This is a genomic window from Streptomyces sp. YPW6 (assembly GCF_018866325.1).
Taxonomy (GTDB): Bacteria; Actinomycetota; Actinomycetes; order Streptomycetales; family Streptomycetaceae; genus Streptomyces.
Window position 1 is genome coordinate 5030818 of the sequence record NZ_CP076457.1, and the last position, 12998, is coordinate 5043815.

10 protein-coding genes are annotated in these 12998 nt (G+C 72.3%); 8 read left to right on the top strand and 2 right to left on the bottom strand.

Going from position 1 to position 12998, the window contains the following annotated elements; translation table 11 throughout:
- Positions 1-9: 9 nt before the first annotated feature.
- On the bottom strand, positions 10-2367 hold the full coding sequence (locus KME66_RS22270) for a transglycosylase domain-containing protein (RefSeq protein WP_216325182.1): 2358 nt from the start codon (positions 2365-2367) through the stop codon (positions 10-12).
- Between the two features lie 187 nt (positions 2368-2554).
- On the opposite strand from KME66_RS22270, the gene KME66_RS22275 reads away from it, so the two are divergent.
- The 4 genes from KME66_RS22275 (at position 2555) to KME66_RS22290 (ending at position 6294) form a co-directional block, all read left to right on the top strand.
- The gene (locus KME66_RS22275; protein WP_216325185.1) at positions 2555-3355 is read left to right on the top strand and encodes an ABC-2 family transporter protein; all 801 of its coding nucleotides are present in this window, start codon (positions 2555-2557) and stop codon (positions 3353-3355) included.
- Complete coding sequence (locus KME66_RS22280) at positions 3348-4235, top strand: ABC transporter permease (protein WP_216325187.1); 888 nt, start codon at positions 3348-3350, stop codon at positions 4233-4235. Before KME66_RS22275 ends, KME66_RS22280 begins: the two co-directional genes overlap by 8 nt.
- Before the next feature lie 161 nt (positions 4236-4396).
- The gene (locus KME66_RS22285; RefSeq protein ID WP_216325190.1) at positions 4397-5383 is read left to right on the top strand and encodes an ATP-binding cassette domain-containing protein; all 987 of its coding nucleotides are present in this window, start codon (positions 4397-4399) and stop codon (positions 5381-5383) included.
- Between the two features lie 188 nt (positions 5384-5571).
- Positions 5572-6294: a DUF1707 domain-containing protein gene (locus tag KME66_RS22290; RefSeq protein WP_216329547.1), complete on the top strand. Its 723-nt coding sequence runs from the start codon at positions 5572-5574 to the stop codon at positions 6292-6294.
- 198 nt (positions 6295-6492) lie between these two features.
- Here KME66_RS22290 and KME66_RS22295 read toward each other — a convergent pair whose 3' ends face one another.
- Complete coding sequence (locus KME66_RS22295) at positions 6493-7740, bottom strand: SGNH/GDSL hydrolase family protein (RefSeq protein WP_216325193.1); 1248 nt, start codon at positions 7738-7740, stop codon at positions 6493-6495.
- A gap of 142 nt (positions 7741-7882) precedes the next feature.
- On the opposite strand from KME66_RS22295, the gene KME66_RS22300 reads away from it, so the two are divergent.
- The 4 genes from KME66_RS22300 to KME66_RS22315 all read left to right on the top strand — a co-directional run bounded on the left by KME66_RS22300 (position 7883) and on the right by KME66_RS22315 (position 12903).
- Entirely contained in the window at positions 7883-9358 is a 1476-nt protein-coding gene (locus KME66_RS22300; protein WP_253208441.1) for a DUF445 domain-containing protein, read from the top strand.
- Between the two features lie 435 nt (positions 9359-9793).
- Positions 9794-10666 carry an alpha/beta hydrolase gene (locus tag KME66_RS22305; RefSeq protein ID WP_216329548.1) on the top strand — a complete coding sequence of 291 codons (873 nt, stop codon included), beginning with the start codon at positions 9794-9796 and terminating at the stop codon, positions 10664-10666.
- A gap of 478 nt (positions 10667-11144) precedes the next feature.
- Positions 11145-12074 carry a TauD/TfdA family dioxygenase gene (locus KME66_RS22310; RefSeq protein ID WP_079185513.1) on the top strand — a complete coding sequence of 310 codons (930 nt, stop codon included), beginning with the start codon at positions 11145-11147 and terminating at the stop codon, positions 12072-12074.
- Positions 12075-12135: 61 nt separating this feature from the next.
- Positions 12136-12903, top strand: a complete 768-nt coding sequence (locus tag KME66_RS22315) for a TSUP family transporter (protein ID WP_073216002.1) — start codon at positions 12136-12138, stop codon at positions 12901-12903.
- Positions 12904-12998: the final 95 nt, after the last annotated feature.

Genomic DNA, 12998 nt, shown 5'->3' on the forward strand with positions numbered 1-12998 from the left:
CTGCCTGTTCTAGCCGTTTCCGTCCGGGACGGGCGCGGCTCCTTCGTCCGCCCCGCCCGTCGCGTCACCGCCGGTGTCACCGCCGGTGCCGCCGGTGCTCCCGGTCGTGCCCCCGGATGTGCCCCCGCCGGTGCTCGTGCCGGTGCCGGGTGTGGGCGGGGGGCTGCCGGCGGGGCTGGTGTCGGGGGTCGCGCCGTCCGTGGCGTCGGGGCTGGCGTCGGGTGCCGAGGTGGCGGAGGGGTCGGTGCCCCCGTCGGCGTTCTCGTCGACCAGGAGTTCGTCCCCCTCGTCGGACCCCGGTGCCGGCCGCAGGTCGAACTCCCGGGCCGGGGACGAGCGCAGCGCCGCTTCCGTGTAGGCGGCCCAGGTCTCGGCCGGGGCGCCGCCGCCGTTGACGCGGGACAGGCCGAGGGCGCCGTACAGCGAGGTCTGGGCGCCGGATTCGGGGTTCTGGCCCATGACGGCGACGACGCTCGCGAGGTCCGGGGTGTACCCGGCGAACCAGGCGGCCCGGTCCTCCTCCGCCGTGCCGGTCTTGCCGGCGGCCGGGCGGCCCACCGCCTGGGCCGCGGTGCCGGTGCCGCCCTCCACGACGCCGCGCAGGACGGCGGTGGTGGTGTCGGCCGCCTCGCGGCTGACGGCCTGTTCGGTGGAGCGTTGCGGGAGCCGGAGCTCCGCGCCGTCCTTGGTGACCTTCTCGACGAGGACGTGGCCGCCGTGGCGGCCGTGGTCGGCGAGGGTGGCGTACGCCTCGGCCATGTCCAGGACGCTGGCGTTGGCGGTGCCGAGCGCGATGGAGGGGGCGGCGGTGAGGTCGGGGGTGTCGGCGGGGATGCCGAGGGCGATCGCGGTGTCCCGGACCTTCGCGGGGCCGACGTCCTGGGCCATCTGGGCGTAGACGGAGTTGACGGACTTGTCGGTGGCGATGCGGACGGTGATGTCTCCGTAGTCGACGTCGTCCTCGTTGGCGGGGGCGTAGTCGGTGGAGCCTCCGACCCCGACGACGGTGCGTTTGTTGCTGCCGTCGTAGACGGTGTTGGGCGTGATGCGCCGGCCGTCCTGGGTGGTGGAGTCGTTGACGACGGCGGAGGTGAGGACGAACGGCTTGAAGACGGAGCCGACCTGGTAGTCGCGGCGGGTCGCGTTGCTGACGTACTGCTGCGTGTAGTCGATGCCGCCGTACAGGGCGACGACCTTGCCGGTCTGCGGGACGATCGAGGCGCCGCCGACGCGGATGTTGCGGTCGGCGGCACGGTCGTCGCTGGTCCGGGCCATCACGTTGTCGTCGACGGCCTTGACGAAGGAGTCCTGTTTGGCCTTGTCGAGGGTGGTGGTGATGCGGTAGCCGCCGGTGGCGAGGGTCTTCGGGCCGAGGATGCCGCGCCGGTCCAGGTAGTCCTCGACGGCCTGCACGATGTAGCCGCGCTGTCCTGAGAGCCCGGTGGGCGGTTTTGCCTCGCCGGGGGTGGGGAACCGCGTCGTCGCCCGCTCGTCGGAGGTGAGCCAGCGCTCCTTGACCATGCCGTCGAGGACGTAGTCCCAGCGGCGCTGGGCCGCGGGCCTGTTGCCGGGGTCGGTGACGACGTCGTAGGCGCTGGGGGCGTTCAGCAGGGCGGCGAGGTACGCGCCTTCGGCGGTGCTGAGTTCCTCGACGTTCTTGCCGTAGTAGGCCTGGGCGGCTGCCTGGATGCCGTACGCGTTGCGCCCGAAGTAGCTGGTGTTGAGGTAGCCCTCGAAGATCTCGTCCTTGGTCTCCTCGCGGTTGAGCTTGACCGCGATGATGGCTTCCTTGGCCTTGCGCAGGAGGGTGCGTTCCTGCCCGAGGTAGTAGTTCTTGACGTACTGCTGGGTGATCGTCGAGCCGCCCTGCTTCCCCTTGCCGGTGACGGTGTTCCAGCCGGCCCGGATCATCGCCTTCACGTCGACGGCGTGGTCGTCGGCGTAGAAGTCCCGGTCCTCGGCGGCCAGGACCGCGTGCCGGACGGCCGGGGGGACCCGGGAGAGCTTGACCTTCTCCCGGTTCACGTCGCCGTCCCGGGCGATGACGCTGCCGTCGCTGTAGAGGTAGATGTTGGACTGGGCGGTGGCTGAGGCGTTGGCGGCCGGGATGTCGACGAACCGGTAGGCGGCGAAGACCCCGGCGCCGAGGAGGACGACGAGGCCGAGGAGGGTGCCGAGGGTCATCCGCCAGGTGGGGACGGCGCGCCGCCAGCCGGTGCGCCGGGGCCGTGCCTTCCTGCCGGGCTTTCCGGGCTTCCCGGGCTGCTCTCCGTCCTGTTCCGCGGACGTCGTCGGCCGGTCGTTTCCGGGGGAGGCTCCCGCGCCCGAGGAGTCGCGGGGGGCCCAGGTCTGTGGCTCGTCGCTCATGTCGGTGGGGGCTCCTGAGACGTGGTCAGTTCTCCCATAGTGCCCGTTTCATCAGAAAATCTGCGTTTCTTGCTGTTCTGTTCCCTCCTCCGGTCGTGGGAAAAGAACTCGCCGCGGCCTTCGCGCCTGTACTAGGGTCGAGCGCTTTGGTGCCAGGAGCCGGGGACGGCGGGGGAGAGGGGGCGGCGTGCGGCTGTACGCGGTGGTGGCGGCGGGCGGGTTCCGGCGCTACGCCACCTACCGGACGGCGACGGCGGCGGGCGTGTTCACCAACACCGTCTTCGGCTTCATCATGGCGTACACCTACACCGCCCTGTGGGACGTACGTCCGCAGCTGGGCGGCTACGACACCTCGCAGGCGCTGACGTACGTCTGGCTCGGCCAGGCCCTCCTGATGACCAGCGCCCTGATGGGCGGCGGGTTCGAGAGCGAGCTGGTCGAGCGGATCCGTACGGGGGACGTCGCCGTCGACCTGTACCGGCCCGCCGACCTCCAGCTGTGGTGGCTGGCGGCGGATCTGGGCCGGGCGGCGTTCCATCTGCTGGGGCGCGGGGTGGCGCCGATGCTGCTGGGGGCGCTCGCCTTCGACCTGGCGTTCCCCGGATCGTTCTGGACCTGGCCGGCGTTCCTGCTCTCGGTGTTCCTGGGCGTCGTGGTCAGCTTCGCGATCCGCTATCTGGTCGCGATGTCGGCGTTCTGGCTGCTCGACGGCGCGGGCGCGATGCAGATGGCGATGCTGGCGGGGCTGTTCTTCTCCGGGATGCTGCTGCCGCTGAACCTGTTCCCCGGTGTGCTGGGCGAGGTGGCGCGGGCCCTGCCGTGGTCCTCGCTCCTCCAGGTGCCGGCCGATGTGTTCCTCGGCCGGCACACCGGCTGGGGGCTGGTGGAGGCGTACGTGTTCCAGGCCGGGTGGGCTCTCGTGCTGCTCGCGGCGGGCCGGCTGCTCCAGACCGCGGCGACCAGGAGGGTGGTGGTGCAGGGTGGCTGACACGGTGGCGGCACCGCCCGGTGAGGAGGACGGGGAGCGGGAGCCGGCCGGTTTCGCCTTCGAGGACCGGCCCCGGCCCCTGGAGGGCGTCCGGGCGTACGGGCTGATCATGGCGATGTGGGTGCGCTCGACGATGGCGTACCGGGCCTCGTTCGCCATGACCCTGTTCGGGAACCTCGCGGTGACGGCCTTCGACTTCGTGACGATCCTGCTGATGTTCACGCACGTCGACGCGCTCGGCGGCTACTCCCTGCCGGAGATCGCCCTCCTGTACGGCCTGTCGGCGACGGCGTTCGGGGTGTGCGACCTGCTGCTGGGGTCGATGGACCGGGTCGGCGGGCGCGTACGGGACGGGACGTTCGACACCCTGCTGGTGCGGCCGGTGCCGGTGCTGGCACAGGTGGCGGCGGACCGGTTCGCGCTGCGCCGGCTGGGCCGGATCACCCAGGGGCTGCTGGTCCTCGGCTACGCGCTCGTCACCCTCGACATCGCCTGGACGCCGCTGAAGGCGGTGATGCTGCCGATGACGGTGATCAGCGGGGCGGCGATCTTCGGGGCGGTCTTCATCGCGGGGGCGGCGTTCCAGTTCGTCGCGCAGGACGCCTCGGAGGTGCAGAACTCCTTCACGTACGGCGGGACGACGCTGCTCCAGTACCCGCCCACGGTCTTCGCGAAGGACCTGGTGCGCGGCGTGACGTTCGTGGTGCCGCTGGCCTTCGCGAGCTGGTTGCCCGCGCTGTACGTGCTGGGGCGGGAGTACCCGGTGGATCTGCCGGAGTGGGTGGCGTTCCTGCCGCCGCTGGTCGCGGCGGGCGCCTGCGGCCTGGTGGGCCTGGCCTGGCGGGCGGGGCTGCGGTCCTACCGGAGCACGGGCAGTTGAGCCTCCACCGGGACCAGGGGCCAGGGGCCAGGGGCCAAGGGCCAAGGACCAAGGACCAAGGACCAGCGGGTCAGGTGGACCGCAGGAGCCCTGGGGGCCGCAGGGATCAGAGGGACCAGGAGCCGGCCGGCTCGGACAGGACTACGCGGGAGAGCACGGACATGGCGGACGACGGGTTCATCAGCCTCGACGGTGTCGAGAAGGTCTTCGAGGTCCGCCGCCGGGCGGGCCTGCTGCGCCGGGAGCGCCACGAGGTGCGGGCCGTGGACGGGATCAGCTTCCGGGTCGCGCGCGGCGAGATGGTGGGCTACATCGGCCCGAACGGCGCCGGGAAGTCGACCACGATCAAGATGCTGACGGGCATCCTCACCCCGAGCGGCGGCCGGCTGCGCGTCGCGGGCATCGACCCCTCCCGCGAACGTACGCGCCTGGCGCAGCGCATCGGTGTCGTCTTCGGCCAGCGGACGACCCTCTGGTGGGACCTGCCGCTGCGCGACTCGTACCGGCTGATGCACCGCATGTACCGCATTCCCGACCGGCGTTACCGGGAGAACCTGGAACGCTGCGTCGAACTCCTGGACCTGGGAGCGCTGCTGGAGGTTCCCGTACGGCAGCTCTCGCTCGGACAGCGCATGCGCGGTGACATCGCGGCGGCGCTGCTGCACGATCCGGAGGTGCTGTACCTGGACGAGCCGACGATCGGGCTGGACGTGATCTCCAAGGCGAAAGTGCGGCAGTTCCTCAAGGAGTTGAACGCCGAGCGCTCGACGACGGTCCTGCTGACGACGCACGACCTCACCGACATCGAGCAGCTGTGCGGCCGGGTGATGGTGATCGATCACGGCCGTCTGATGTACGACGGTTCGCTCTCGGGCCTCCACGAGGTGGGTGAGAGCGAACGCATGCTGGTGGTGGACCTGGAGCGCGAACTCCCGCCGATCGTGCTGCCGTCGGAGGCGGCCGGCGGTGCCCCGGCACTGCGGGCGGTCAAGGTGGAGGGCCCGCGCCAGTGGCTGGCGTTCCCCGCCGCCGCGTCGGCGGCCCCGCTGGTGGCGCGGATCGCCGCGGACTACCCGCTGGTCGACCTGTCGGTACGGGAGCCGGACATCGAGGCCGTGATCGCGAGGATGTACGCGTCGACGCCGTGACGTACGCGGGGCGGTGGGCGCCGTGCCGCACACGGGGCGGGCGCCGTGCCGTCGACGTGGGGCGAGCGCCGTGACAGGGCCTCCCGGCGTCCTCCGCAGGCGGCGCGCGCAGGTCGTGGACCTGCGGGTCTGTGCCGGGAACGGGTGTGTTCAATAGGCTGCGCGGTATGACAAGTGAACGACCGGACATGCGTGCCTCCGACGCCGAGCGTGAGCGGATCGCGGAACTGCTGCGCGAGGCCGTGGCCGAGGGCCGACTGGATATGGACGAGTTCGACCAGCGCCTCGACAAGGCCTACCAGGCCCGTACGCACGGGGAGTTGGAGCCGCTCGTCCAGGACCTGCCGGCGCCGGGCTCGGCGGTCGCCCCGGTCGGGTCGTCCGCGCCCGCCCCGCTGCGGGGCTCCGCCGCGAACTGGCCCGCGCGGATCGGGGGTCCCGCGACCTCCACCGGCGGCTTCGCCCTCTGGGGCGGCTTCAACCGGAAGGGCCGCTGGACGGTGGCCCGGAAGTTCACCGCGTTCGCGATGTGGGGTGGCGGTGAGATCGATCTGCGCGAGGCGAACTTCGAGGACCGCGAGACCGTGATCCGCTGCTTCACGATCATGGGCGGCATCCATGTGACCGCGCCGCCGGAGCTGAACGTCGAGGTCCGGGGCATCGGCATCATGGGCGGCTTCGGCGAGGGCTCCAACGAGGAGGGTGAGATCGCCCCGGACTCCCCGCGGGTGCGGATCACCGGCTTCGCCCTGATGGGCGGCGTGGGCGTGGAGCGCAAGCGGACGAAGGCGGAGCGCCGCCGGCTGAAGGAGGCGAAGGAGGCGGAGAAGGCGGAGCTGGAGGCGCGCCGCCGACGCGAGCTGGAGGGCCCGGACGACGGCGGCCCCGGCGACGGCCGCAAGAAGCTCTGAGGGCCCGCCGGATCTCCCCGGGCTCGCTCGGCCCGGATCTCCCCGGCCCGGCCCGGCTCGGCTCCGGCTCTCCCCGGGCCCGGCTCGGCCCGGCTCCGGCCCGGCTCCGGCCCGGCTCCGGCTCTCCCCGGCTCCGGCCCGGCTCGGCCCGGCCCGGCCGCCGGTCCGCCTCAGTGCCTCCCGGCGCCCCTCACCGCGTCACAGCGCGTCGGATCGGGGCGTGCGGTCCCGGTCCAGGGAGGCCAGGTCCACCCGGTCGCCCAGCGCGCGGTACCCGTCGTCGTTCAGGTGCAGGTGGTCGCCTGAGTCGTACGGGGCGAGGAGCCGGTTCGGCGCCGCGGGGTCGCGTACCGCCGCGTCGAAGTCGACGTACGCGTCGAAGACCGTGCCCGCCCGGATCTGCTCGTTGACCGCGTGGCGGACGGCGTCGCGCTGCGGCGTCCACGTGGGGAAGCCCTCGAACGGGGTCAGCGTCGCGCCGACGACCCGCAGACCGCGGGCGTGCGCCCGTTCGGTCAGGGCGCGCAGGCCGTCCACGACGCGCTGGGGGTCGGACTCCTGCGGGTGCTGCTGCACGTCGTTGATGCCGAGCGCGATGACGACGGTCCGGGCCCCGGCGACCCCCAGGACGTCCCGGTCGAGCCGGTCGGTGCCCGACTGGCCGCCGGTGCCGCGGCCGATGCCCGCGATCCGGTTGCCCGCGATACCGGCGTTGGCGACCCCGTACCGGCCGCCCAGCCGGTCGGCGAGGACATCGGGCCAGCGGGCGTTGGCGTCGGTGCTGGAGCCGCTGCCCGCGGTCAGGGAGTCCCCGAAGGCGACGACCGCGCCGAGCGCCTGCTCGCTGCGGACGTCCACGGCGGTCAGATAGCGCCAGTTGCCGGTGGCGAAGGTGCCGCGGTCGTCGATCAGGAACGAGGTCTGGTGGGTGTGACCGTGGTAGGTGACCGGCCCGCCGCCTTGCGGGGTGCGGAAGCTGACCTGGAGGTCCGAGTCGGGGGCCACCGGCACGGTGACCGGGTCGCTGACGACCCGTCCGCCCGCGGCGACGGTGACGGTCCCGGCGCCCTTGAAGGTCACCGGCCGGGTGTTGACGGTGGCTCGGTCGACGACCAGGGGGGTCGTGCCGAAGAGGTTGGACAGCGTGATCCGGGCGACCTCCCCGCCGATGCTCGTGTGCACGACGTTGCGGACGGTGCGTCCGGGGAGCCCGCCCTCGGTGCCCTTCTCCGCGCCGACGGGCGCGGCGGTCCACGTGGCGACCCACGCGCCGCCCGAGGTGGCGGGGGCGACCGGATTGCGGGCCGCCGCCTGGGTCTCGGCGGGCGGGAGCGGCGTCGGCCGGGGGCCGGAGAGCAGCGTCGTCGCGAAGGCGACGGCGGCGGCGAGCGCGGCGGTGCCTGCCACGAGGGCGATGAGCAGGGCATACCCCTGGCGCCTTGGCATGTGCGGTGGTTCTCCTCGTGATGATCGTGCTGGTCCCATGATGCGACAGGCCGTCGGGAACTCCTCATGCGGCCCAGGAGTAGGGGAGGCAGGGACAATGCCTACGTCACGGGGGCGAGGCGCACGCGGACGGGTGGAGCGGATGGAACGGACCGGATCCGACGGGCAGGAGCAGGAGCAGGCCGGGGCCGCGGCGCGGCAGGACGCGGCGCAAGGGCCGGGGCAGCCGGACGCGTCGCAGGCGCGGGCGTCCCGGGCTCCGGCGTCGGAGGCCCCGGCGTCGGTGCGATCACGGCGGCCGGTGCTGCCGCCGGGGCGGGCGGGGGAGCCGGGGGCGGGCGCGGGCCCGCTGGCCTCGTTCGCGTACACGGCGGCCGACGCGGAGAAGCAGCGCGGCGTACGGCGCATGAAGTTCACGGCGACCGGACTCCTTCTGCTCGTCGCGCTCGTCTACGTCCTGGCCACCTGGGCGAAGAACTCGGGTGTGGGGGGCTGGCCGGGCTACGTCGCAGCGGCTGCCGAGGCGGGGATGGTCGGCGCGCTGGCGGACTGGTTCGCGGTGACGGCGCTCTTCCGGCGCCCGCTGGGTCTGCCCATTCCGCACACGGCCATCATCCCCACCAAGAAGGATCAGCTAGGACAGTCCCTCGGTTCCTTCGTTGGCGAGAACTTTCTCTCCGGAGAGGTCATTCGTGACCGAATTCACGCTCTGGGGGTCGGCCGGCGGCTCGGTGTGTGGCTCGCGGAGCCGGCCCACGCGGACCGGGTCACCGCCGAGCTGGCGACGGCGCTGCGCGGTGCGCTGACGGTCCTTCGGGACTCCGACGTCCAGGCGGTGGTCGGCGAGGCGATCACCCGGCGCGCGGACGCGGTGGAGGTCGGTCCGGGCCTCGGCAAGATGCTGGAGAAGGTCGTCACGGACGGCGGCCACCGCAAGGTCGTCGACCTCATCTGCGTACGGGCCCACGACTGGCTGGTGGAGCACGGCGATTCGGTGATGAACGCGGTGCAGGGCGGGGCCCCCGGCTGGACGCCGAGGTTCGTGGACAAGCGGGTCGGGGAGCGGGTCTACAAGGAACTGCTGCGGTTCGTCACGGAGATGCGGGACATGCCGGAGCACCCGGCGCGCGGCTCGATCGACACGTTCCTGACGGACTTCGCGGCCGACCTCCAGACCGACGCCGACACCCGGGCCCGGGTGGAGCGCCTGAAGTCGGAGATCCTGGGCCGGAGCGAGGTCCAGGACGTCATCGCCTCGGCCTGGTCCTCCGTCCGCGCGATGATCATCTCGGCGGCGGAGGACGAGCGCAGCGAACTGCGGCTGCGGGCACGCGCCTCGCTGATGTCGCTGGGAGCGCGGCTGGCGAGCGACGAACGGCTCCAGGGCAAGCTGGACGGCTGGCTGGAGGACGCGGCGGTCTACGTGGTGACGACGTACCGCACGGAGATCACCTCGCTGATCAGCGAGACCGTCGCCGGCTGGGACGCGGACCAGACCTCGAAGAAGATCGAGGCGCACATCGGCCGCGACCTCCAGTTCATCCGGATCAACGGCACGGTGGTCGGCGCGCTGGCCGGCCTGGCGATCTACACGGTGTCGCACGCGCTGGGCGGCTGAGCGCGGCCCGTGCCCTCGCTCCGGGTGCGTACCCGTACCGTCCTGTCGTGTCCCGTACGGGTACGCACCCGGCCTACGCGGGGGAGTTGCCGGAGAGTACGGTCGCGGAGCGGCGGGCGTTCAGCCCGGCGCGGGATTTTCTTCGGGCCGGGGGCGCGAGGCCGGATGCGGATCGCTCGGACCGCCGTTCTGCCCGGGGGCCGGTGCCGGTGCCGGGGGCGGAGCCGGGGGTGGAGCGACCGGCGGGCGGTAGGCGGAGCCGGGGGGCTGTAAGCGAAGGCGGCGTGCAGGTGGAGACGGCGCGCGCGGTAGGCGGAGCCGGTGGCTGTGGGCGAAGGCGGCGTGCAGGCGGAGACGGCGGGCGGCAGGTGCCGTGAAGGCGGGACAGTGGGCGGCAGGCGAGACGGGGGTCCGGTGGGAGCGGTCAGGGCGACGGTGACGGTGACGGTCACGGACGAGGACGACGGGGGAGCGGCAGTGCCCGGGGCCGGTCCCGTACGCCTCTTCTGCACCGACCACGGCGGTGAAGGCCCGCCCCTGCTTCTGCTGCACGGGCTGGCCGGGCACCGCGGTGAGTGGGATGCGCTGGCCGCCCGGTTCGCGGCCACCCACCGGGTGATCGCCTTCGACGCGCGCGGCAGCGGGGCGAGCACCCGCCGCCCCGGGGACGTGACACGGGCGGCGCACGTGCGTGACGTCCTGGCCGTGGCGCGCCGGTTCGGTCTGGCCGGGCAGGACACGGTGCTGGTCGGCCAGTCGATGGGCGGGCTCACCGCACTGCTGACGGCGGCGGCCCATCCGGAGGTGTGCCGCGCGCTGGTCCTGATCGAGGCCGGCCCGGCGGGCCCGAGCCCGGAGCTGCCGGAGCGGATCGGGGGCTGGCTCGACTCCTGGCCGGTGCCGTTCCGGGACGCGGAGGCGGCCGAGGCGTTCTTCGGCGGCGGTCCGGCGGGCCGGGCCTGGGCGGCGGGCCTCGCACCGGGACCCGGCGGACTGCACCCCCGCGTCGACCGGGACGTGATGGTGGCCACGGTCCGGGAGAACGCGCACCGGGACTACTGGGACGCCTGGGATCGGGTGGGCTGCCCGGTGCTGGTGCTGCGGGGCGAGCGGGGCGACATGCAGCCGGACGAGGCGGAACGGATGCGCGACCGGCATCCGGCGACGCGGATCGCCGTGATCCCGGAGGCGGGCCACGACGTCCACCTGGACAACACCCCGGCGGTGTACGGGGAGATGGCCCGGTATCTGCGCGAACTGCGGCCCGACCCGGGAGCCGCGCCCCTTCCCTCACCCGGCCCGGCCTGATCCACCCGGCGGAGCGCGACACCGCCGCATGTGACCCCCTTCACACGATTCACCACCCCGGTATCCGCCGTCCGGATGGCGCGAAACCGGCTTCGGGCGCTCCCGAAGGGGCCGGGAAGCGGCGGCCGAAGGCATCCCAGGGGGCGATCCGGCGCGTTCATCTCCCCGTCATCTCGGCCTGGAGAGGCGGCTCACCCCCGGTGAACGAGAAGAGACGGCCGGGCCCGCGCTCCTGGCCGCATGGGGGATTTTGATGCGCTTCCGAGCGCAATCGAACCATTCGCCAGCTATCTCTCGAATGCCTGACCCGTTAACCGGAGAAGTCACTGTCCGAAACCGATTGTTGACGGAGAGAATGGGGCCGGGATACGTTTTCACCGTAATGATCAACCCTGCATTCGGGAATCGGCGAGGGATTATGGGAATGCTTGCCCAGACTTTGAATCATTACCGATTAAGCGAGTCCGAGGCGGAGAAGGTGAGTGAGCTCTCGGCGCTCGCCGCACGCTTGTCGGACTCGATACCCATTGTCGTCTCGGGGCTCCTCATGGACCTCCCGGACGGCATGCGCAAGATGATCCTCGATTTCGGTTCCGACGCCGAATCCAGTGGATACTGCATGCTGCGCGGAGTTTCGGTGGGTGAAGTGCCGAAGACTCCGCAGGCGAGTGAGGGCGGTGTCCTCGACGGCCACCGGACCAACGGAACACTCATGCTCGTCGCGGACCTCCTCGGTTCGCTGACCGGCTATCAGGACGAGAAGTCCGGCGCGCTCTTCCACGACGTACATCCCGTACGCGGCGAGGAGAGCCGGATCGAGAACAGCGGATCGGTCGCCTTCGACTTCCACACCGAGAACGTGCACCATCCGCTCCGCCCCGACTACCTGGGGCTGCTCTGCCTCCGCCAGGACCACGAGCAGATCGCCGCGACCCGCGTCTCCTCCGTGCGCGACGCGCTGCCGCTGCTCACGGACGACGAGGTGGCGGAGCTGCGGAAGCCGCAGTTCCACAGCCTGTACCCGACCTCCTTCACCCGCGGCAGCACCGGCCCCCGCCCCTCGGCCGGCCCGCATCCGGTGATCTTCGGCCCGGCGGACCGGCCGTTCATGCGCTTCAACTCGCACAACACGCAGGGCGACCACCCGCGGGCGCGGGCCGCGCTGGCGGCCCTGGCCGCTGCGCTGGAGCGGGTCTGCCGCGACCTGGTGCTCGCGCCGGGTGACCTCGTCGTCCTGGACAACCACGTCGTGGTCCACGGCCGCACCGCCTTCACCCCCCGCTACGACGGCCAGGACCGCTGGCTGCGCCGCTTCTACTCCCTGCGGTCCGCCCCGCTGTGGGCCCAGCGCATGATGCGGCACCCGCGCGTGCTGCCGGCGATGACGGAGATCCGCGGGGTCGTCTGACCGGCGGTGGCGGCAGGTCCCGGCCCCGGGAGCCGGGGCCATGTCACGTGAATGAGGAAGAGTGGAACTGTACGAAGTGCTCGGCCTGCTCGCGGCCGCGACGGCGGCCGGCTGGGTGGACGCGGTCGTCGGCGGCGGCGGGGTGCTGCTCATCCCCGTGCTCCTGCTGGCCTTTCCCCAGTACTCGCCGGCGGTGGCGCTGGGCACGAACAAGATCGCGGCGATCATGGGAACCACGACCGCCGCGTACATGTACCAGCGGCGCACCAAGCTGGACCGCTCCGTCCTGCTGCCGGCCGCCGGACTCGCGGTCCCCTTCGGCGCCCTCGGCGCGCTCTCCGCGTCGAGCGTCCCCACGACCTACTTCCGGCCCGTCATCATGGGTCTGCTGATCACCGTGGCGCTTTTCGTGGCCTTCAAGCCCAGCTTCGGGGTCCAGCAGCGGAACATCCTCGTCACCCCGCGCCGCCGCACCACGGCGATCCTCATCGCGGGTGTCGGCATCGGCTTCTACGACGGTGTCTTCGGTCCGGGCGTCGGCACCTTCCTCATCATTTCCTTCACCACGCTCCTGGCGACGCAGTTCCTGGAGAGCGCGGCCATGGCGAAGGTGATCAACGCCTCCTCCAACCTGGGAGCCCTGGCCGTGTTCGCCTGGCAGGGAAACGTCCTGTGGGCCCTCGGCCTCGGCATGGCCGTGGGGAACATCACGGGCGCGATGATCGGGTCGCGCACCGCTATGAAACGGGGATCCGGATTCGTCCGCATCGTCCTCGTGCTCGTGGTCACCGGCATGGTGGCCAAGATGGGATTCGACCAGTTCACCTGACGAGCCGGTCCACCGGGCGCGCCCGTCCTCCCGATGAACGAACGAATTCGCCCGGCGGGCCGTTTCCCCCGACGAACCAGTGCACCCGACGGCCA